The organism is Methylobacillus methanolivorans, assembly GCF_044751345.1.
In the GTDB taxonomy this organism is placed as follows: domain Bacteria; phylum Pseudomonadota; class Gammaproteobacteria; order Burkholderiales; family Methylophilaceae; genus Methylobacillus; species Methylobacillus methanolivorans.
In genome coordinates, this window is sequence record NZ_JBIWXY010000001.1 from 1,935,514 (window position 1) to 1,957,371 (window position 21,858).

A 21,858-nucleotide genomic window follows, 5' to 3' on the forward strand; every position below is an offset into this window, starting at 1 on the left:
GCCGCCTATTGTCATACAACAGGCTTAAAACAGTTGGCTTTGCTCCTCGCCAACTACCGCATCAATCTGCTCCTGCATGGAAGTAATTCTACGCTTGAAATCGCCAATGTCAAAACCACCCGCATTGGCTGTCAACAACTCGTGAGCAATGTTAAGAGCCGCCATGATAGCGATTTTTTCTGCGCCGACTACCTTGCCCGTATCCCGGATTTCTCGCATTTTCTTGTCGAGATAATCGACAGAACGTAATAAGGATTCGCGCTCATCAGCAGAACACGCAATGGTGAGCTCACGCCCCATGATGCTGACATCAACACCACGCACATTACTCATAGCGTTCCCTCCGGCAAGCGCGCAATCACCGCCTGTAATTTCTGACCGGCAAGCTCCATATTGTCCTTCAATTGCTTGTTGTCATCCTGATAACGTCCAAGCTCTTGACGCAACTCCAGATTTTCTGCCCGCAACAATTGGCATAGCGATATCAGCTGCGAGAGCTTTTCTTCCAACGTGATCAAATCAGCATTCATGGCGCCACTATAATTGCAAAATCAGCACATGGTCAACTGCACCCAAGAATTTATGGCTTATTTACAACACCTTATATTAAAAACTTATTTCACCGCATAAAGTACGAATCATTTATAATCGGCGGCAAGTTTGAAGGTGTCCTTGGCCTATTCATGGCGCAAGGGTGAAACTGGGAAACAGGTGCGCATTGTTTAAACCACTCGCAAATCCTGTGCTGCCCCCGCAACGGTAAACAAGCTAGATATATCAAATGCCACTGTGACAAGACGTCATGGGAAGGCGACATATCATTGATCTTGCAAGCCCGGAGACCGGCCTCAAAACGAAAAGGAAGTGCTGCGGGGATGCGGCTGCTACCGATGCCGTCGGCTCACAATGGCTCTCTTTCCCTGCACACTCCATTCATGACCAGCTCTTGCGGGGACGCGGGAGCTTTTTGGAGTTTGCAAATCTGATGTTTCGCTTTTCCCTGGGCACCATTGCCCTTGCTTCTATTTACTCCCTTCCCTTGATTGCCAATGCTGCCGATATCAAGGTGGAAGATACTATCGTTACGGCTTCGCGTACTGAACAAAAAAGCAGCGAAGTGATTGGCGACGTTTCTGTGATTAGCGCAGAACAGATACAAAAAGCTGGCCAAACCACACTGGCTGAATTACTCGCCATGCAGCCTGGCATTGAAATGAGCAGCAACGGCGGTGTAGGCAAATCTACCGACATTTTCATCCGTGGCGCCAACTCTACCCATACTTTAGTGCTGGTTGACGGCATACGCATCAGCTCCGCCACGACTGGTGCCACCGCTATCCAGCATATTCCCTTAAGCCAAATCGAACGTGTCGAAATTTTGCGCGGGCCAGCCAGCAGCCTATATGGCGCTGATGCAATAGGCGGGGTGATCCAGATATTCACCAAACAAGGACAAGGCCAGCCCAAGTTCAACGCCTCAGTGGGTTTAGGCACTTATGGTACGGCAATCGGTGAGGCCGGTGTCAGTGGCCGTATCGGCAATACCAGCTATAGCCTGCAAGGCGGCATGACCCATGTGCACGGCATATCCAGTGTGCAAAACAAGCGTAACACTGCTTACAACCCTGATGCAGATGGCTACCGCAACCAGAATATCGCGGCCCGCATTACCCAGCACCTCACCGAAAACCATGAAATTGGCCTGAACATTCTGGTGACCGAAGGCCGTAACTTCTATGACTCTGGCTCTACCGTTGCAGCAGGGCGCTACGACTATTACATGGATCAAACCCTATCCAGCTATACCGTGCATAGCAAGAATCGTTTCACTGATTTCTGGACAAGTACCTTCAGCATCGCGCGTAGCATAGATGATCTTTCGTCCTACACGAAGCGTCCAACCTCAACGTCGGAAAGCATGATCAAGACAACGCAAGATCAATTCCTCTGGCAAAACGTCTTGACCAGCAAGGCCGGGACTTTCAACCTGGGTGTGGAACGTAGGGAACAAGAGGTTGAGTCAAACTCCACCACACCGTTGCGCGTGACCGAACGGGATATTCAATCTTACCTGGCAGGCTGGCAACAGCGGTTTGATCAACACAGCGTACAAATCAATCTACGCAACGATGACAACTCGCAATTTGGCAATCGCACCACGGGTAACATTGGTTACGCTTACCAAATCAATCCGCAGTGGAAAGCAACTGCTAGCTTCGGTACCGCATTTGCCGCGCCGACGTTCAACCAGCTCTATGCACCTTCCTCCACGCTGCGAGGCATTACTTATGCCAGCAATCCTGACCTCAAGCCGGAAGAATCCCGGAATAAGGAAATCGGGCTGCTGTACGACAATGGCCGCGACCTCATCAGTGCCACTTATTACCATAACGAAGTAGATGACCTGATTAGCCGCACAGCCATAGGGTCAATACAACGTACGGTCAATATCGACAAAGCGGTGTTGCGCGGGCTGACATTGAATGGCCGCACCAATCTAGCAGGCTTCAGCATCAAGGCAAATGCTGATTTCCAGCGCCCTGAGAATGCTGCCAACGGCAACCTGCTACCACGTCGCGCCAAGGAGCATGGCATGCTAGCCATCAGCCGATCCTGGCAAAACTGGGAGCTGGGCAGCGAAATCATCAGTACAAGCCAGCGTTACAACGATGCTGAAAACACCGTGCGCATGTCTGGCTACACGCTGGTCAACCTGTATTCCCAATACCGTATCAACGACGACTGGTCATTGAATGCGCGCATCAACAACCTGTTTGATCGCAAATATGAACTGGCGTACGACTATGCCACTTTCGGCACCAACCTGTTTGTATCGGTGCGTTACGCGCCATCGCTGTAAAACTTAGGTTTGCTGGCTGTGGCCCACAGCCAGCAACAAACTCGGTAGGGCTGGAGCATTTCAGTTAAAATTCAGCGTTATTTTGATTATTTGACCCAGCCCAAGGAAGACAACCATGCTGACACTCAACAAGAACTACCAGATCATGATCGGCCTCGTGCTCGCCGCTTTGCTCATCGTGACGCGCGGCCATCACTTTGCCGCCATCAACCACCTGCCTAGCGCATCCTGGGCCGTCTTTTTCCTGGCTGGGGTTTACCTGCGCCCAGTCTGGGTTTTCCCTGCTCTGTTCGGGCTTGCTGCTGCACTTGATTTTGCTGCCGTCACCTGGGGTGGCGTCGATGGTTTCTGCACATCCCCTGCCTACGGCTTCCTGATTCCCGCTTATGGCACGCTTTGGCTAGGTGGCCGCTGGTTTGCCAAACACTACCAGTTTGCTTTCAAGAGCATCGCTACCCTGGCAGCGACCGTCGTCGCCAGCAGCTTTGTTTGCCACTTGTTCTCCAGTGGTGGTTTCTATTTCTTCTCTGGCCGCTATGTCGACCCGACCCTGGCCGAGTTCATGCCACGCATCGCCAAGCACTACCCTTCATCCTTGGGTACGCTGGCGTTCTACGTGGCGACTGCCGCCATCATCCACATTGTGGTGAAGGCGCTTTACGCTGATAGCAAACGAACCGCATGACCGATCAAGAAAAACCAGACCTCAACCAGCGCCATTCAGACCGGATGGCGCGCAAAAAATCAGTTGTTGATGCCAAGATAGAGGCTGCGCGCATTGAGCGCGGCCTGTTTTTGGTGAATACCGGCAACGGCAAAGGCAAGTCTACCGCCGCTTTTGGCCTCCTCGCCCGCGCCCTCGGCCATGGCATGAAAGCCGTCGTCGTGCAATTCGTCAAAGGCCGTTCCGATACTGGCGAAGAAGCTTTCTTTCGCCACCAACCCAATGTTAGCTGGCATGTCATGGGTGAAGGCTTCACCTGGGAAACCCAGAACCGCGACCGAGACATTGCCGCTGCTCAGCAAGGCTGGCAAACCGCCCAAGCCGCGCTGCAAGATGAAAGCGTCGGCGTAGTTATCCTCGACGAGCTCAACATCGTCCTTAAATATCATTACCTCGACTTACAGCAAGTATTGGCCGACATTGCCGCCAGACCTTCCATGCAGCATGTCGTGGTTACCGGACGTGCCGCCCAGCCTGAGCTGATAGAACAAGCCGACACCGTCACCGACATGACCATGGTCAAACACGCTTTCAAGAACGGCGTGCAAGCCATGCCGGGCGTGGAGTGGTAACACCATGGCGATCAGTTGCCCGGCATTATTGCTCTCCGCCCCTGCATCAAACCAGGGCAAGACGCTAGTTTCCGCGGCGCTGGCACGTGCTTGGCGTAACCAAGGCTTTACCGTACAAGCCTTCAAATGCGGGCCGGATTTCCTTGACCCCATGATCTTGCAAGCCGCAACGGGTCGCCCGGTCTACAACCTCGACCTCGCCATGTGCGGTGCGGATGACATTGCCACCAGGCTATATTGGGCTGCACAACAAGCCGACGTTATTCTGGTGGAAGGGGTGATGGGCTTGTATGACGGCCAGCCCAGCAGCGCCGACATCGCCGCACAATTTCAATTACCACTAGCACTCACCATTGATGCCAGCGGCATGGCCCAGACTTTTGGTGCGTTAGCCTCCGGGCTGTTTGCTCACCGGCCCGAGATTATCCCCGCAGGCGTGATTGCCAACCGTACCGGCAGCGCCGGCCATGGCACATTGCTGCGTGACAGCCTGCCTGCTCACGTGCCGTGGTTGGGTGCTTTGCAGAAGCAGGAAGCCCTGACACTGCCAGAACGGCACCTGGGCTTGTTCCGCGCTAATGAAATCGATGACTTGGAGCAACGCATTGCCCAGGCAGCTACCATGCTGACGGAAGCAGGCCCATTACCATTGCCGCCAGAAGTCAGCTTTGCACCGTCACTTGCAAACACCACCCCAGCGTTGCTCGCAGGCAAGAAGATCGCCATCGCACGCGACGAAGCCTTTTGCTTTATCTACCCTGCCAACCTGGATTGCCTGCATGCCTTGGGAGCTGAAACCGTCTTTTTCTCGCCGCTGCACGATGATGCATTGCCTGCCGGGATAGACGCAATCTGGCTGCCGGGTGGCTATCCTGAGCTACATCTTGCAACACTAGGCAGCAACCACGCCATGCGTCATGCTTTGCAGCAAGCCTGGCAGCAGGGCCTGCCCATACTGGCGGAATGTGGCGGCATGATGGCGGTCACCAATAGCATCAACCAGCAACCAGGCTTTGGCCTGCTCCCCGGAGATTGCAGCATGCAAGCGCGCTTCCAGGGCCTGGGTGTGCAATTTGCCGAACTGCCTGAAGGCAGGTTACACGCACATACCTTTCATTACTCCCGCCTGGAAACAGGATTGCCGGTCTACGCGCAGGCCACTACCCAACGCGGCAAGCCGGGTGAGGCCATCTATCGCCATGGCAGCCTGCTGGCAAGTTATCTGCATTTCTATTTCCCATCCAACCCACAGTTGGTTGCAGGATTGTTTTCCCGATGAATCGTCCGCTTTATACATTACTCACCGCCACACTTCTGGCCGCTTGCCAGTTGCCTGCCCAGGCAGCTACTTTGTTCGGCGTGGTGTCAGACCGCACTGCGCCTGCCGCTGCCATGGCAGCACAGCAAGCTTTGCAGCAATCCGGCAAACAGGATCGCATCATCCTGCGCACGCAATCGCAAGTGCTCGCCGCAGACAGCAAGACGTTGCAACGCTGGTTACGCGATGCTGATGCCGTGTTTGCCGTGGCGGTCTACGCTGAATCATCACAACAGTTGCAAACCCAGCTCCATCAACTTGGGGGAAAACAGCCACGCAATTTCATCGCCTTTAATGGCGAAAGCGCCCTCTCCTTGCAAAGCCGTTGGCAAGGCGAAGCGGTCAGCAGTTTCTCGCATGCCAAGAGCCTAACGCTGACACAAAACAACCTCTCGGAAAAAGTCGCCAATCTCGCGCAGCAGCACAACGCTGCTCGCCAGTGGCTGGGCCTGCACAATCTCTGGCAGGCTGGCGGCACAGACAATCTCAGTGCCTTCATGCGCCACCTATTGCACCCGGTCAGCAATCTTCCCACTATTCAGCCCGAGCCACTGGTGCGTTTGCGCCAAGGCGGCAGGGAAGTCAAACAACCAAATCTCCCTGGTAATAGTGCCGCCATGCTCGCGGTGCTTGACCTCAGCACCAGCGACCCGCAACCCGTGGATGCCATCTGCGCCGCCAGTGAAGCACAAGGCCAGCCTTGTATTGGCATCATGGCGCGCTGGGGAGAAGCTTCGCGCGATGCCATCGCCCACTTGAAAACCCTGCTGGCCCCGGCAACCCCTAGCGGACTGGTGGTCTTGCAGGACTTTGTCGTCGGTGCCGCAGAAGGCCGCGAGGCTGTCACCGAGTTATTGGGCAAGCTGGATGTGCCGGTCTACAAGGCCATGCGCCTGACCGACCGCAGCGCCAATGCCTGGCAGCTCTCAGAAGACGGTTTGCCGATCAACTCCGTGCAATACCGGGTGGCCATGCCGGAAATCCAGGGTAGTTCGCAGCCCTTGGTAGTGGCCGCTGCCGGCCCTGCCACCATAGACAAGCTTACCGGTGTGGAGTTAAAGCTGCCGCAGATCCTGCCTGCCGAGGTGCAATCGCTGGTAAGGCGCAGCCTGAATTGGCAACACTTGCGCAGCAAGCCCAACGCCAATAAGAAAGTCGCCCTGATCTATTACAACCACCCACCTGGCCGCCAGAATATCGGTGCAGACAACCTGGATGTGCCTGCCTCGCTATTCGAGATGCTGCATGCCTTGCAACGTGCTGGTTACAACACCGGCGAACTGCCTGCCTCACCCGAGGCCTTGCTTGACCTGATGCAAGAGCGCGGCGTCAACCTGCCTGAAGACCAAGCCGCGCTCACCGAGATGAGCAAGCATGTGAACAAGCTGGATAATGCTGCCTACCTCAACTGGTTCGGCACCCTGCCAGCACAAGTGCGCGGCGAAATGGTCGAAGGCCCGCTCGGCAAGCTGCATGCTGATTTGGTTGCCGCGCAACGGGCTGGTGAAATCGACATCGCGCGCAATCGTCTCGATAAAGCCATGCATGAACTGCATCATTTACTTGAAGGCGCAGATCACCCGCAACGCGAGAATGCCCTCAAGCAGATTGATGTGCTCAACAACGCCTATCTGCAATGCCTGGACAAGCACACCGACTGCAACACATTGGCCTTGCAAAAAACCCGGCTTGCCGCGCTGGGCATCGAAGGCATGCGCGGTTGGGGTGTAGCCCCAGGCAAGGTGATGGTGCATGACAGGCAATTCCTCATCCCAGGCGTGCAATTCGGCAATATCTTCATCGGCCCGCAGCCACCACGCGGCTGGGAAGTGGATGAAGAGCTGCTGCACGCCAACACTACCATTCCGCCGCCGCATCAATATCTGGCTTACTACCACTGGCTGCGCAGCGTCTTCAAGACCGATGCACTGGTGCACATTGGCCGCCACTCTACCTACGAATTCCTGCCTGGCAAGGCGGTTGGGCTGGCAGCAAGCGATTACTCACGCCTGATTGCGGGCGACCTGCCCGGTATTTACCCTTACATCGTCGACGGCGTAGGCGAAGGCACACAATCCAAGCGCCGCGGCCTCGCCGTGATGGTCGATCACCTGACGCCACCACTGACTTCCACGCCACTTTATGACCGCTTGCTCGAACTGCGCCAAGTGGTGGAAAGCTATGAATCCTCCAGCTCCGAGACCATGAAAGTGGAAGCTGCGCGCGAGATGCGCCGCCTGGTGGAAGCGCTGCAATTGCGCGCCGAGCTGGAAGCCAGCATGGCAGATGTGCTGGAAGTACGCGGCATTGGCTTTGAGCAAACTGACGACGATCTGCTTGCGCATGAAATCGGCCACTACCTCACCAAGCTGCAAGAGAAGTTCATGCCGCACGGCCTGCATATCTTCGGCAAGGATTGGTCGGAAGAATCGCTGGCATTGATGCTGGAGTCCATGGGGCGCGGCCAGGAGCAGGGCGTGAGTGCAGAAACACGAGAAAAGCTCGCCATATCGCCGCGGCTGGAAATGCACAGCCTGTTGCATGCGCTCGAAGGTGGCTTTGTGCCGCCCGGCAAGGGCAACGACCCCCTGCGCTCGCCTGATGCCCTGCCGACTGGGCGTAACTTCCATGCCTTGGATGGCGACGTGCTGCCCACCCGGCTAGGCTTCCAGATTGGTGCAAACATGGCAGCCAAAGTACGTGAGCGCGATAGCGTGCAGGATAGCGAAGGCGTGATCCTCTGGGCGTCTGATGCCGTGCGCGACGAAGGCGTGATGGTGAGCTTTATCCTCAGCCTGATGGGCATAGAACCGGAATGGAATGCGCGCGGCATCGTGCAGCGTATGCAGCTTAAGCCCGGCATCACGCGCCATGATGTCATCGTCACCACTTCTGGCCTGTTCCGCGACCTTTACCCCAACCTGATGCAATGGATAGACAATGGCGGCCGTCTGGCACTGGCGGCCTCTGCCCAGGCCATTCGCACGCAATACCCAGCGCTGCAAGCCGCGTTAGATGAAGCACTGGCACCATTGGGTGCCGGAGTGGAAGAAGGCAACGAAGCTCTTGCCAGCAATGGCGTGGCCCTGCAATGGATACGCCGCACCCAGGCCCACCAGCAACATGGCCAGCCCTTGCCACAGGCTGGGCGCGAGGCTGCATGGCGCATCTTTGGCGATGCGCCCGGTGCTTACGGCACTGGCGTCAACCGACTGACCGAACGCTCCGGCACCTGGAAAGACCGCAGCGAACTGGGGCAAGCCTACCTCACACGCATGGGTCACGCCTACGGCATGGATGCCCAGGGCCAACCTGCGCACGAGGTGCTTAAAACCGCCCTTACCAGCATCAGCAACACTTACCATGGTCGCGCCTCCAACCTCTATGGCCTGATGGACAATAACGACGCCTTTGATTACCTCGGTGGCCTATCACTCGCCACGGAAACTGTCACTGGCAAACGCCCCACCGCGCGCATCCTCAACCATACAGACCCTGACAATCTCAGCGACGACCCGCTAGAAACCGCGCTACTGATGGAACTACGCGGGCGCTACCTCAACCCGGCGTGGATACGCCCGTTGATGCAACACGGTTATGCTGGCGCACGCACTATGGGGCAGGAATTCATGGAAAACCTGTGGGGCTGGCAAGTCACCCGGCCCGACATCATCAAGGATTGGGCCTGGGACGAAGTGAAAAAGGTGTATATGGATGACAGCTTGCAACTCGGCCTCAAGCCATTCCTTGAGCACAAACACAACGCCCAGGTGAAAGCGCACATGCTCGCTATCATGATGGTAGCAGCAGAAAAAGGCTTCTGGCATACCGATGAACAAACGCTACGCCAGCTAGGTGGCGAACTGGCACGACTGGTCAACAAAAACGGCCTGCCCGGTAGCGGTCACACCTCACCCAACCATCCGATGTGGCAATGGCTGGGTCAGCACCTGGACAGCGACACTGCCGCCGCCCTGCAACAAACCCTTGCCAAGGCACGCGGTGATGCCGCACCTGCTTATGCAAGCAACGAGGCGATGGTGGCCGAACAAGTCGCCATCCCTGCGGAAGCGAAGCCAGAAGCAGCACGGGAACCAGCAACTCCGGCAACACAACCCAAGCCTGCTACAAAAGCGCCTGAACCTGAGACAGCCAAGGCCGCGCCTGTACCACGCGCCTTTGAAGTCGCCATCAAGTCCGTGCGTGAGCATTGGTACTGGTGGCTGGCATTGCTGCCAGTATTCGTAGCGGGTCTGTGGTTCGGCACGCGCAAACCCCGGCTCTAACTTTTTACAGGATCACTCTCCGCCATGTCATTTGAACTCGACTCCCTGCATCACGCGATTACCTGGCTGTTAAAGCCGGTCATTATTATCCTGGCGCTGAGCGTCATCATTGCCGTGCTAGAAGCCGGGTTGGCCGTAGGCGAGCGCCTGTTCGGACTCAAGGCGATGCGAAACTCAGGCAATACCGATGCCGTGGTCAGGCTCGCCCGCCATCGACTGGAGCGCGCCGACCTGCTCTCTCGCATTCCGCCCATGCTGGGCCTGATGGCGACCATCATCCCGCTTGGCCCTGGGCTAGCCGCACTCGGTCAAGGCAACCCAGCACAATTGGCGCAAGCCGTCACCACGGCATTCGACGCGACAGTGCTGGGGTTGATCGCAGGCATTATCGGCTTGGTTGTCGGCAAACTGCGCCGCCGCTGGTATGAAGACGTGCTGGAAACGCTGGAATCGCAGCCATGAGCAAAAGCAATATGAGCAAGCTCCGCCTCAAAAGCCGGTTTGATCACGAAGACGAAGACCCACGCGCCAGCCTGGTCAACCTGGTGGATGTCATGCTGGTGTTCGCCTGCGGGCTGCTTGCCGCCTTGAGCGCGGGTGGGCAGACCATGCTGGTAAAGCCTAAGGAAATAGAGCAAGGCAAGGAAATCGAAGCACCAGAAACCACCAGCAGCAATGCAACAGGGAGTGGTTACGAGGCTGTTGGGCAAGTCTACCGCGACCCCAAGACCGGTAAGCTAGTGCTGATTGAGCAAACGACAACGCCTCCTTAAGTTCATGCCGCAATCCTCTTATACTTAAGCCTTAGCCTCCAAGCTCACGATCACTATGTCCAGTAACGAATTTGCCTTTACCAAACCCGAGATGAGCGGCGTTTACCGTGCCATCCACCAACGCCGCGACATGCGCCACTTCAAGCCAGGCAAGATAGAGCCAGAAATCCTGCATAAGCTGCTGGATGCAGCGCACCATGCGCCCAGTGTCGGGCTGATGCAGCCATGGCGCTTCATCCGCATCACCAGCGCTGAAGTACGTCAGGCAATTTATGACCTAGTGCAGGAGGAGCGTATGCAGACAGCGCATGCGCTGGGTGAGCGTGAATCCGAGTTTCTGCACCTCAAGGTGGAAGGCATTCAGCAATGTGGGGAGTTGTTCGTAGCTGGTCTGTGTGATCACCGCGAACGCTTTATTTTTGGTCGCCGCACTCTGCCCGAAATGGACTTGGCATCGGTTTCCTGCGCGATCCAGAATCTCTGGCTCGCCGCACGAGCTGAAGGCTTGGGCATGGGCTGGGTGTCGATTTTCGACCCGATCAAGCTCGCCAAGCTACTGAATATGCCGGAAGGTGCCAAGCCTATCGCCATCCTGTGCCTGGGCTATGTGGATGAGTTCTACAAAAACCCGATGCTGGTAGAGGAGGGCTGGGCCAAGGAGCGCCCATTGTCAGAGCTGATGATGGAAAACACCTGGGCCGCTACAGAATGAAAGGCCCGCAGCGCATTGCCTGCCTGGCAGCAGAAACTACTGAGGTGCTTTATATGCTGGGCGAGCAGGAGCGTATTGTGGGCATTTCCGGGTTTACCACTCGCCCTGCCATTACGCGCAAGGAAAAACCCAAGATTTCGGGCTTCAGCAGTGCGAAGCTGGAAAAAATCCTTGCCGTGCAACCAGACCTGGTGCTGGCATTTTCCAACCTGCAAGCAGACATTGCCGCCGAACTGGTACGCGCCGGGGTTGAGGTGCATGTGTTTAACCAGCGCTCTATCCAGGGTATCTTCAACATGATCGCAACCTTGGGGGCGCTGACTGACGCATCTGACCGGGCAACGGCCCTGATTGCGGGCTTAGAGGCACGTATACAGCAAGCTGCCGAGACGGCAAGCTACCTGCCGCGTGCACCCAAGGTCTATTTCGAGGAATGGAATGACCCGCTGATCAGCGGCATCCAATGGGTGGGCGAATTGATAGCGATTGCTGGCGGCAACGATTGCTTCGCTGAGTTATCCGCCTGCAAATCCGCCAAGGAGCGCGTCATTGCAGCGGATGAGGTCGTCCAGCGCCAGCCTGATATCATCATTGGTTCCTGGTGTGGCAAGAAATTCCAGCCAGAACAAGTCCTGGCGAGGCCGGGCTGGCAGGCGATACCTGCCGTACAGACCGGGCAAGTGCATGAAATCAAGTCTGCCGACATCCTGCAACCCGGCCCCTCTGCCATTCTGCATGGCCTGGCGCAATTGCAAACCATTATTCAGCGCTGGGGCGTCCAACAGATGCACAGCAAGCATTGGAGTTGACCATGAATGCACACGACCACCACTTGATTCTTGGCGGCGCCCGCTCCGGCAAGAGCGCTTATGCAGAAAAAATAGCCCAGGAAAGCGGCCTGGAAGTTGTCTATATCGCCACGGCACAGGTCTATGACGCAGAGTTCGGCAAGCGGGTAGACCAGCACCAGCAACGCCGCCCATCACACTGGCATACCGTCGAAGTACCGCACAAATTGGCGGAGGTCTTGCAGCAGCAGGCCGCACCAGGCCGTTGCCTACTCGTGGATTGCCTGACCCTATGGCTAGCGCAATGCATCTGCCCGGAATGCGCACCGCCAGAGGGTGTGGATTGGCAACACGAACGCGCCGCCCTACTCGATGTGCTCCCGTCATTGCCCGGCAAGATACTGCTGGTGAGTAATGAAGTCGGCATGGGCATCGTGCCGCTGGGGGAAATCAACCGGCAGTTCCAGGATGAAGCAGGCCGCCTTAACCAGGCCGTGGCAGCCATTTGCAACAAAGTCAGTTTTATTGCGGCAGGATTACCACTAGTGCTGAAAAGCTAAGACGAACTATCGCTCGTGCAGGCTTATAACCAGCCCTCCTCCGTCATGACTTCCTGGATCAGCGGCACCAACGCCTGAGGTAATTTCACCTGGGTCAGCAAGGCTTGGTGTCCGGCTTTGGATACCTTGCGCAGGGTCTTACGTAAAATATCCTTCCATTTCGGCACATCGTACTCCGGGTGCTGGGCGACGAATTCCTCAAGGTAATACTCGACAAATACCATCACGATCACATCTTCCAGCACCTGCATCTCGGCATCCGCCAGCGGCGCATCCTTGCTCACCAGCCTGGTAACACGTGCGATCGCCTCTGCGTCATATCCCGCCTGCTGCATGATCTCACTTGCCACTTCGGCATGATATTCCTTGAGCTTGCGCCGCCATTGGTGATAGCCAGGCTTGGTCATCGGGTAAGCATCGCGTGGCAAGGTCCAGCGCTCAATGTGCTGACAACGGGCTGCCAAGTGCAGTGTTTCGGGCGCATCGGGCTGGTAGCGTTGCAGCATCTCCGTCATGCGCTGGGCATAGGCCAGCTCCTTCGGCGTTGCGACACCATCAACCAAGGTCTGGTTTGGGTCGCGGGCATTGCGTGCATCAAATGTGGTGATCGCCTGGGTGAAGCGTGACCCGAATGCTGGTGGAGAAAAATGCTGCATGACATACCCTTGTTGATGAACCAGGCCTTATTTTACGTGAAAGCAGCGCACACTCGTTTCACCATGCTAGAAAACATGATCTAATCGCGGGCATTCAACCTCAAGGCATGACCCCATGGAATTCACCCTGCGTGACGACTATATCGAACTGTGCAACCTGCTCAAACTCACTGGCATCGCTGATTCTGGTGGTCGAGGCAAAACCATGGTGGCGGAGGGCCTAGTCACTGTCGATGGTCAGCCAGAACAACGCAAAACCGCCAAAATCCGCGCTGGCCAAGTGGTGGAGTGCATGGGTCAGACCATCACCGTGCTGCCTCAAGCATAAAGCAGCAACCCTATGATTTTCATTGACCTTTCCACCTCCCGCCCGTAGAATCCGCCCCACTTACGGTTTTCCCCATCGTCAAGAGGGGGAAATTAATAGGGAATCCGGTGAAGACATCATGATCGTAATCCGGAACTGCCCCCGCAACTGTAATCGGTGAGTCTGTTTGCATTTCTTGCCACTGGATATTGATCCGGGAAGGCCGCAAACAAGACGATGACCCGAGAGTCAGGAGACCTGCCGCAAGTCAGTCATGTTGTTCGAGCAAGGGCGGGGTGTCCTGAAATCGGCGAATGTTCACCACATTCATTCGTACTCATTGATGTATGTATTTTGAGGGCTTTATCATTGCCCTCAAGTTGAGCTGCCATTGTGGCCGCTTTGCATGCATTGCCCCCTCTTGCCCCTACCAGATGGCTGATTTCCACATGACGTCGTCATGCTGAACTATCACATTGGGAGCAAATAATGAAAAATCGTCACTACATCCTGGCCAGCGCCTTGATGACCATCTTCTCCAGCGGGGCGCTGGCGGAAGAAACCACGCTGGAAGAGGTTCAGGTCAAAACATCTCAAGACAAACCCGGCCTGAATCTGACAAAAAGAAACTCAACTGGTAGTCGTCTGGGACTCACTGCACAAGAAACACCAGCCAGCGTGGAATCTCTAGACACTGAGACAATCAAGAAGCGAGGTGATTTCAGCATCCGTGATGCTATTACACGCACTACAGGCCTCACCGATGTATCAACACCTGGCCGTGGCAATGCATTTTCCTCACGCGGATTTACTGATAACAGTTCTGTCGGTCAAGCCGAAGATGGTATACGTCTCATGACGATTGGCGGCACGCTTACCTACCCTTCTGACATTTGGGGTTACGAAAGTGTGGAAGTATTACGAGGCCCTGCTTCTGTGCTATACGGTGATGCCACCGCCGGTGGAATTATCAACAGTATTCGCAAACAACCCAAGCGTGAGGCTTCCGCAGAAGCACTGGTTGGTATCGGTACACGAGGTGAGTATCGTATTGGGATTGGCGGCACTGGCGCAGTCGGGGAAATCGGTGCCTTCCGCCTTGATGCATCAACGACTGGCGGTAATGGTTTTATTGACCGCGGCGAGCATGACAGCAAGAAAATCATGACTGCCTTGCAACTCACACCAACCGACCACCTCAAGATTGGATTCACACTAGATCACTCTGACGAATCTCCCACTGCCAATTTTGGCTCACCATTGCGTAATGGCAAGCTGGTTTCTGCTTTCCGCAAAACCAACCTGAACATAGAAGATACGGTAATGGATTTTCGTGATACTCGCTTCAAGGCAAAGGTGGAGTGGGATATTTCCTCAACCCTATCTCTACGCAACGTAAGCTATTGGTTCAAGACAGATCGTGATTGGGTGACAGCTGAGCGTTATAGACTACTCAACCCGGCAAGCAATATTGTCACTCGTGATAACTTCTACGATATTACCCATGATGCCCGTCAATCAGGAAACCGATTAGAGCTTGTATCTTCTGCAGAACTGTTTGGACATAGTAATCGCTGGAACATGGGCTGGGAAATCTCTCGCACAGACCTGGATTATTATATTTCCGGCACAAGCCCAACGGATACATTACCAGTGAATGCCGGTTTTACAGGCTTCTTCCCAAGCTCGCTCAATGCAAGCCGTACTTACAGTTCCAAAGCCAATCAAAATGCTTTCTTCGCTGAAAATGCATGGGATGCTACAGACAAACTTAAGTTACTGATTGGTTTGCGTAAGGAGTTTATCGATATTTCCGTTGACCCAACGAATGCCGCTAACTTCTCCAGAGATTACGCAGCACTAACATGGCGATTAGGCGCAGTATTCCAAGCAACTGAACATGCCTCGGTCTATGCACAAACTAGCCGTGGCACCGACCCTGTCAGGCACCTAATCAGCATGAATCTGGCAAATCGATTGTTCAGCCTGACCAAGGCACGTCAAACAGAAATTGGCTGGAAATATCTATTGCCAGAAGCCAAGGGTGAGATGACATTGGCAGCGTTTCATATCGTTAAAGATGACATTATCACGCGTAATCAAGATAACCCCTTGAATCCCGCACAAGGAGGCTCGCAATCATCACGCGGCATTGAGTTCTCAACCACCGTTCTGCCTACGAAGGCTTGGCGCCTAGATTTCAATGCTACACTGCTCAATGCACGTTTTGATGAGCTGAAAGAAGGAGATACTGCAATCTCTAGAGCTGGGAACACTCCTGAAAACGTACCAGAAAAAGTCGCAAATGCCTGGGTGTATTACACACAGCCAACATGGGAGGCTGGAGTGGGTGCTCGTTATGTCGGCAAACGTTACGTCAACAATGCCAATAGCAATAGTCTGGATGCTTATACCGTGTTTGATGCCAGTGCTGCATGGCATGTCAACCCTCGTATGACCTTGCGCGCCAATTTACGCAACATTACTGACAAACTATATGGCATTCGAGCCACATATACCGACCAAGCCATCGTAGGCACACCCCGCCAGCTCGAGCTAACTGCCGAGTTCCGCTACTAAGCTCCGGAGCACAGCACCATGAAGCTCTTTTCCATGCGTAATCTCCACCTCTGGCATCGCTGGCTGGGGATAGCGCTTGGGGTGCTGGTGTTGCTCTGGTTTATTTCCGGGGTGGTTATGCTGTTTGTGGCCTACCCCAAACTCACGCAGGAAGAACGCATACCTCGTCTGGAAACAGTGGCACCCGAGCAAGTAAACATCACGCCGCATCAGGTCGCGATGATGCTTGGAAGGGAGCCGGACAAACTCCGGCTGACGATGCACCAGGGAAGGCCGATTTATCATGCTTTGTATGAAGATCATTGGCAGTCTATCTGGGCCGATCATGGCGAATCACTGCATGTAACGCCAGACACCATTCGCGCATCTGCGCAGACTTTCTTGCCTGGCTTATCGATCAACAATATCGAGTTAATCGAGCGCGATCAATGGTCAATCTCGTCCTCACTTCATCCGCATCGGCCTTTGCATCGCGTGAGTTTCAGTAACGGGGACGTGTTGTATTTATCCAGCCGCACGGCTGAAGTCGTGCTGGATACCTCACGTAGCGAACGTGCCTGGAACTGGCTGGGCTCCATCATCCATTGGATTTATTTCACGCCGTTGCGTTTTGATCATCACGAAGCCTGGCGTCAAATCGTCATGTGGCTGTCCTTCCCCGCCACGGCCATGAGTCTGATGGGCATCTGGCTGGGCATAGACCGCTTGCGCCTGCGTCGCCGCTACAAGGGTGGCCGTATGACGCCCTATCGCGGCTGGGCCAAATGGCACCATGTTTCTGGCCTGCTCGCAGGTGTGTTATGCCTGACCTGGCTGTTCAGTGGCTGGCTGTCGATGAAGCCGTTCGATATGTTTTCCGGCAGGAAGCTCAGTACAGAAGAATCACAGCATTGGGCAGGCAAGCCTGGCTACGGGCCATTGCCAACCTTGCCAGCGCAGATAGATTCCCCAGAAAAAATTGGCGAGATTGAATGGATATATTTTGCCGGGAAACCTCTTTTGCTCGGCCTTGCGCAGCATCGCACCTTGATGTTCAATGCACACACTGGTACTCGCCTGGCTCCACTGACCACCACAGCACTTGCAACCCAGGCAGCAGGGCTGCTCCCCGAGGCTCAAGTTAAAACAGCCACGCTGCTCACGCATGGCGACCGGTATTACTACGGCAAACGGCTGGAAGCTGTGTCCCTGGTCATCCGCATCGACCTGGATGATGCTTCTGCCACCAGCTATTACGTTGACCTAGCCACCACGCGCATCGTGGCATCACAGGACAATAGCAGCCGCACCTACCGCTGGCTGTTTGCAGCGCTACACCGTCTTGATTTCGCGCCGCTAGATAATGCAGAAATCCCGCGCTGGATTGTCGTGATCCTGTTCTCGATTGGGGGAGTCATCCTCACCGCCGCAGGCATGGTGATGGGCTGGCGCAGGCTTACTCGCGTCTAGCCGCGATGTTGCTGCAATCCCCCACGATCAACGGAGCATTGCCAGAGCCTGGCCGGAGCATCACACCACTACTCACGCCATTGGACGCAACACAGGACTGAAACCCCACGCGCGTGCTACGCGGCGTGGCAGTGCTGACCAATACCTCGCGCTGCTCCTCGCTCAATGCCAGCGGCCCACGTTCGGACAAGAGCTTGCCGAAGGATGGGTAAACCCCATGCGCCTGGTGAAACATTTCCAGTTTGGCCTGCAACTCCTCCGCAATACGATCAGTATCCACATGGCCAGCCGCACGTTCCGCCTGTTGCTGTTGCAGGGTTAATGCTTCCAGCGCATCCTCCTGCTGGCGCTGCTCAACCACCGCCTTGGAGACAGCAAAGATGCTGACCAGGAAAAATAACAACAGGATAGTGTAGATCGCATTGATGATGATCGCCAGGATTGCAAACAAATTGCTTTGCCCAGCGGCCCGTGACTTGAACAACGCAAAGACACCAACCACCACGCCCAGCAACGGCACGCAGAAAACAGAAAGTAATAAAGCAATGATGCCTAGCTTTTTTCCTGCATTTTCACTACTTTCGACCACATTACTCATCATGTCACCACATCTCTATCGGTATTAGACTGCCAGGATAGAATTATAGCCTGCTTGAGAAGCACAAAAAAAAGCACTCTCGAAAGAGTGCTTGTACATGCCATCAGCAATAGCTAGAACTGATAACGCAATGTCAGCATTGCATTACGCGGTGCTCCATAGAACACAGTATTGTAATTGCCAATACCGCTGTAGTAATGCTTGTCGAAAAGGTTGTTCACCTGCAGCAGCATTCTCAATTTAGGGTTGATGTCATACGTGGCATTAACACCCACCACTGCATAGGCATCCTGCTCAAACTTCCAAGTGGCATTATTCACAGCAAAGTTGAAGTAAGTACCATTCTGCCAATTGAGGTTGCCTCCCACCGACAGTTTATTAAGCATACCTGCGAAACGATAGTGAGTAGCCAGCTTGAACAGACTGAGCGGCTGGTTAGTACTCACACGCTCGTCATTGGCATCGACGGAATGACGATACGTATAGCCTGCCAGCACTTGCCAACGCGGAAGAACCTCACCAGACATTTCCAACTCTATACCTCTGGTTTCAACACCCTTGGCCGCAATCATCGCTGAACCACCAGTAGGTGTTGCCGCACCACTAGGATCCAGAATGGCAAAGTTATCCTGTTTTATCTGAAAATAGGCAATGCTGGCATTCAGCTTGCCATCGAAATATTCTCCCTTGCCGCCTATTTCATAGCTTTTACCGGTCAATGGGTCAAGCTGCTGACCTGCGGCGTTGAAATTGTAAGCCTGTGGTTTAAAGATGTCGGTGTAGCTGAAATACACAGAATGATATGAATCAACATCCAAGGTCACACCCGCGTAAGGCGTGACCTCACCACTGACCTTGGTATCATATAGCGCTGTTCTAGGTAGTGCATTGCTACTCTGCAAAGACCATTCATAATTGGTTACGCGCGCACCGACAATCATAGAAAGATAGTCAGTAGGTTTTAGTGCCGTAGCTGCATAAAATACAGTCTGTTTCACATCCACATCATGGGTAAGCCACCAATCAAACCGACTTGGTTTGGTAGCATTATTATTCCAATTGAAGACATCACTGACCGTGCTATCCGTATCCCCATCATAACGGCGTGACCTGGACTCAGTTTTGGCAAAGTTGTAGCCGAATACCAATTCATGGCTGCGACCAAACAAAGAATATTCACCCTTAGCCATCAGGTCTATGCCGTTTTCTTTGGTATCAGTATTAAATCTAGCTGCACCCCCAACGTAGAAACCATGTGGAGCACTGTGATCAACCACGTTAATCAACCCTGTCGAGGAAGGACTTGCCATTCCTGAAATGAGCTCTTTGGAAGTATAGTCTCGATGGCTCACGGTTGCTTTGACTACCCAATCATTGTCAAAACGGTGCTCTAGATCGGTAAATATTCTTTGGGTTTTTTGATCACGATACGCCCACTTATCTGCTGGATTGGTATCGCGCTTGAATTTAGCAATCGAACCATCAGTGAAGAAGGTGGGCAAATGTGAGTTGGTAGTCGCATCGTTATTGTTCTGCTGGTAGTCTATCCCGAGTGAGGCCTTGGTGTTATCAGTCAGGTCAGCCTCTAGGATGCCATAGAAAATATTCTGCTCGCTACGCGCATAATCCATGAAGCTGCCTTGATCCTGCAACACAGAGACTACTCTGCCCCTGATACGGCCATCCTCAATTAATGCTCCAGACAAATCCAGTTCAGCACGATAGTTATCCCACGAACCAGCCCCGAGCATGAGATGCCCTTGGAACTCAGCCGTTGGACGTTTACGAACAAAATTAATTACACCCGAGGGGTAGCCCGCACCATTTAATAATCCAGTTGCCCCTTTGAGCACTTCGACACGGTCATAGATTGCAGCATTCGTGATACTGTAGTTATCACGAACATTGCCCCCATCACTGGATAAGCTGGGCACCCCATCAAACTGGAAATTCTGTACCTGGAACCCACGTACGTAAAAACTATAACCCTCGGTATTCTCACGATTCACAGTAATGCCAGGTGTCTGCTGCAATACATCCGCAATACTGGTCAGGCCTTGATCATCCATTTGCTGACGCGTAATGATACTCACCGACTGCGGCGTTTCTCGCAGAGAAAGATTGAAGCGTGTCGCGGTCGCTGATGATTTCACGGTATAGGAACCGGTTTCTTCGCTCATGACGTTTTTATCACTGGCAACAGAGACCTGCACTTCTGGCAATGTTGCCGCATCACTTGTCTTTTGGCTGGAAACTGTCTGGGTTTTTTGCAAGAGATAAACACCCGTAGTTGTGTTCACAACTTGCAAGCCAGTCCCAGTCAGAAGCGTATTAAAGCCCTGCTGCACACTATAAGAACCCCTCAGTCCTGTACTCGTTCTGCCATCTACCAGCGTTGGCGGCAATGTAATACTCACCCCTGCAGCACCCGCAAAGTCACTTAGCACTTGCTCTAATGTGCCAGCCTTGATCTGGTAGTTACTCACTTGCTTTTGCTCTTCTGCAAATGCGGTGGAGGCAAAACCCAGAGTAGCACTAGTCATGGTAAAAATAAGAAACGCACCTTGGACTGCCTGACGCAGTAGGTGACGTTGATGTTGCGGATACATGAATTCCCCTTTAGTGAATAAGAATTGCTTTCAATTCACTTCACACGCCAAATCAATAAAGGGGACACCACTTGAAAAAATTTCCAGCTATCTTGTCTTGAAATGCTAAATCCCTGCATTAGCTGCGTTGACACTAATCCAATAACGCGTGAGATAGCTGACTTTCACAGGCACCATCATAGGCAGGCTGGCAAATACCTGATCAGTATCCGCAATCTGAAACGCACCAGAAATCCGGATATCTGCCACTTCAGTTGAGCAGCGCACCACGCCGTGTCGATAACGTGCAAGTTCGGAAGCGAAATCCACAAGACGCATTTCGCGCACATGCAGAACACCTCGTGTCCAGCTATCTGCATGATCTGCCAAAGCAACAGGCGGCATGATGACATGGTCATTAAAACGTGTTTGCCTACCTGCCTCTATAACCTGTTGATGGCCTTCACGCGTGGTAATTGCTACCGCACCCTCCAATACAGAAAGCCGAATATCATCCGCAGACTGCCGCACAATGAAACGAGTACCCAAAGGCTGCAATTGCCCATACCTTGTTGCTATCACCAATGGGCGATATGCTGCATGACCAGCTGATCCAGCTTTACCTGTCTGGATCAATACCTCTCCCATTTCCAGCTCAATCAACCGCTGCTGAGCATTAATAGCAGTATTGATGCCAGTGGAGGTATTGAGGTGCACCAAAGTGCCATCGGCAAGGTGGATTTGCCTAAGTTCCCCAGTACGCGTGCTGTATTGCGCCAAGCGTAGCCGCACTGGCTCGCTACGCGAGCCTTGCCAAGCAGCCCCTCCTGCCACTACCAGCAACGCCATTGCCTTGATCGCATTGCGGCGGCTTTCAACATGGCTGCGCTGCAAGGTGGCATGCGCCAGCTTACCGGGCACACCGCCCAGCATGCCACTCACCTGCTGCGCTCGCTGCCAGGCCGTTTCGTGCATAGGGTCGGCTGCACGCCAGGCAGCACAAGCACGTTGATCAGCTTCAGAGGCTTCCGCCTCCTGCAAACGGAAAAACCATTCCGCTGCTTGCAAGGCTATGGCTTTATCCATC

The 21,858-nt window shown here is 54.1% G+C and carries 19 protein-coding genes and 2 riboswitches; of the genes, 13 read left to right on the plus strand and 6 right to left on the minus strand.

Features of this window, described 5'->3' with window-relative positions:
• Positions 1-24: 24 nt before the first annotated feature.
• A complete protein-coding gene (locus ACIKP9_RS09190) occupies positions 25-333 on the minus strand; it encodes a cell division protein ZapA (RefSeq protein ID WP_400881650.1) in 309 nt (102 codons plus the stop codon).
• Positions 330-530, minus strand: a complete 201-nt coding sequence (locus tag ACIKP9_RS09195; protein WP_400881652.1) for a hypothetical protein — start codon at positions 528-530, stop codon at positions 330-332. Before ACIKP9_RS09195 ends, ACIKP9_RS09190 begins: the two co-directional genes overlap by 4 nt.
• A gap of 117 nt (positions 531-647) precedes the next feature.
• A riboswitch (cobalamin riboswitch) is annotated at positions 648-865 on the plus strand.
• A gap of 120 nt (positions 866-985) precedes the next feature.
• On the opposite strand from ACIKP9_RS09195, the gene ACIKP9_RS09200 reads away from it, so the two are divergent.
• The 10 genes from ACIKP9_RS09200 to cobU all read left to right on the plus strand — a co-directional run bounded on the left by ACIKP9_RS09200 (position 986) and on the right by cobU (position 12,593).
• Positions 986-2,860, plus strand: coding sequence for a TonB-dependent receptor domain-containing protein (locus ACIKP9_RS09200; protein WP_400881654.1), 1,875 nt, complete (start codon positions 986-988; stop codon positions 2,858-2,860).
• 115 nt (positions 2,861-2,975) lie between these two features.
• Entirely contained in the window at positions 2,976-3,545 is a 570-nt protein-coding gene (locus ACIKP9_RS09205) for a hypothetical protein (RefSeq protein ID WP_400881656.1), read from the plus strand.
• On the plus strand, positions 3,542-4,156 hold the full coding sequence (gene cobO, locus ACIKP9_RS09210) for a cob(I)yrinic acid a,c-diamide adenosyltransferase (protein ID WP_400881658.1): 615 nt from the start codon (positions 3,542-3,544) through the stop codon (positions 4,154-4,156). Before ACIKP9_RS09205 ends, cobO begins: the two co-directional genes overlap by 4 nt.
• Positions 4,157-4,160: 4 nt before the next feature.
• Positions 4,161-5,435, plus strand: coding sequence for a cobyrinate a,c-diamide synthase (locus ACIKP9_RS09215; protein WP_400881660.1), 1,275 nt, complete (start codon positions 4,161-4,163; stop codon positions 5,433-5,435).
• Positions 5,432-9,760: a cobaltochelatase subunit CobN gene (locus ACIKP9_RS09220; protein ID WP_400881662.1), complete on the plus strand. Its 4,329-nt coding sequence runs from the start codon at positions 5,432-5,434 to the stop codon at positions 9,758-9,760. The genes ACIKP9_RS09215 and ACIKP9_RS09220 overlap by 4 nt, the downstream gene beginning before the upstream one ends.
• A 24-nt stretch (positions 9,761-9,784) precedes the next feature.
• A complete protein-coding gene (locus ACIKP9_RS09225) occupies positions 9,785-10,222 on the plus strand; it encodes a MotA/TolQ/ExbB proton channel family protein (RefSeq protein WP_400881664.1) in 438 nt (145 codons plus the stop codon).
• Positions 10,219-10,533 carry a DUF2149 domain-containing protein gene (locus ACIKP9_RS09230; RefSeq protein WP_400881666.1) on the plus strand — a complete coding sequence of 105 codons (315 nt, stop codon included), beginning with the start codon at positions 10,219-10,221 and terminating at the stop codon, positions 10,531-10,533. Before ACIKP9_RS09225 ends, ACIKP9_RS09230 begins: the two co-directional genes overlap by 4 nt.
• A 55-nt stretch (positions 10,534-10,588) precedes the next feature.
• Complete coding sequence (bluB, locus tag ACIKP9_RS09235; protein ID WP_400881668.1) at positions 10,589-11,245, plus strand: 5,6-dimethylbenzimidazole synthase; 657 nt, start codon at positions 10,589-10,591, stop codon at positions 11,243-11,245.
• Complete coding sequence (locus tag ACIKP9_RS09240; RefSeq protein ID WP_400881670.1) at positions 11,242-12,054, plus strand: cobalamin-binding protein; 813 nt, start codon at positions 11,242-11,244, stop codon at positions 12,052-12,054. The genes bluB and ACIKP9_RS09240 overlap by 4 nt, the downstream gene beginning before the upstream one ends.
• A 2-nt stretch (positions 12,055-12,056) precedes the next feature.
• Positions 12,057-12,593 (plus strand): bifunctional adenosylcobinamide kinase/adenosylcobinamide-phosphate guanylyltransferase, encoded by a 537-nt coding sequence (cobU, locus tag ACIKP9_RS09245; protein WP_400881672.1) that lies wholly within the window; start codon positions 12,057-12,059, stop codon positions 12,591-12,593.
• Positions 12,594-12,616: 23 nt separating this feature from the next.
• On the opposite strand, the gene ACIKP9_RS09250 is transcribed toward cobU, so the two are convergent.
• Positions 12,617-13,249 (minus strand): DUF4202 domain-containing protein, encoded by a 633-nt coding sequence (locus ACIKP9_RS09250; protein ID WP_400881674.1) that lies wholly within the window; start codon positions 13,247-13,249, stop codon positions 12,617-12,619.
• A gap of 115 nt (positions 13,250-13,364) precedes the next feature.
• Between ACIKP9_RS09250 and ACIKP9_RS09255 the strand changes: the two genes are divergently transcribed.
• From ACIKP9_RS09255 to ACIKP9_RS09265, 3 genes are all read left to right on the plus strand, one after another.
• Positions 13,365-13,577 carry an RNA-binding S4 domain-containing protein gene (locus ACIKP9_RS09255; protein WP_230348230.1) on the plus strand — a complete coding sequence of 71 codons (213 nt, stop codon included), beginning with the start codon at positions 13,365-13,367 and terminating at the stop codon, positions 13,575-13,577.
• 46 nt (positions 13,578-13,623) lie between these two features.
• A riboswitch (cobalamin riboswitch) is annotated at positions 13,624-13,836 on the plus strand.
• 209 nt (positions 13,837-14,045) lie between these two features.
• Positions 14,046-16,136, plus strand: a complete 2,091-nt coding sequence (locus tag ACIKP9_RS09260; RefSeq protein WP_400881678.1) for a TonB-dependent receptor — start codon at positions 14,046-14,048, stop codon at positions 16,134-16,136.
• 18 nt (positions 16,137-16,154) lie between these two features.
• The gene (locus tag ACIKP9_RS09265; RefSeq protein ID WP_400881680.1) at positions 16,155-17,585 is read left to right on the plus strand and encodes a PepSY domain-containing protein; all 1,431 of its coding nucleotides are present in this window, start codon (positions 16,155-16,157) and stop codon (positions 17,583-17,585) included.
• On the opposite strand, the gene ACIKP9_RS09270 is transcribed toward ACIKP9_RS09265, so the two are convergent.
• The 3 genes from ACIKP9_RS09270 to ACIKP9_RS09280 form a co-directional block, all read right to left on the minus strand.
• Positions 17,572-18,186 carry a hypothetical protein gene (locus ACIKP9_RS09270; RefSeq protein ID WP_400881682.1) on the minus strand — a complete coding sequence of 205 codons (615 nt, stop codon included), beginning with the start codon at positions 18,184-18,186 and terminating at the stop codon, positions 17,572-17,574. The genes ACIKP9_RS09265 and ACIKP9_RS09270 overlap by 14 nt on opposite strands.
• A 110-nt stretch (positions 18,187-18,296) precedes the next feature.
• Entirely contained in the window at positions 18,297-20,792 is a 2,496-nt protein-coding gene (locus tag ACIKP9_RS09275) for a TonB-dependent siderophore receptor (RefSeq protein ID WP_400881684.1), read from the minus strand.
• Between the two features lie 105 nt (positions 20,793-20,897).
• The gene (locus ACIKP9_RS09280; RefSeq protein ID WP_400881686.1) at positions 20,898-21,857 is read right to left on the minus strand and encodes a FecR domain-containing protein; all 960 of its coding nucleotides are present in this window, start codon (positions 21,855-21,857) and stop codon (positions 20,898-20,900) included.
• Position 21,858: the final 1 nt, after the last annotated feature.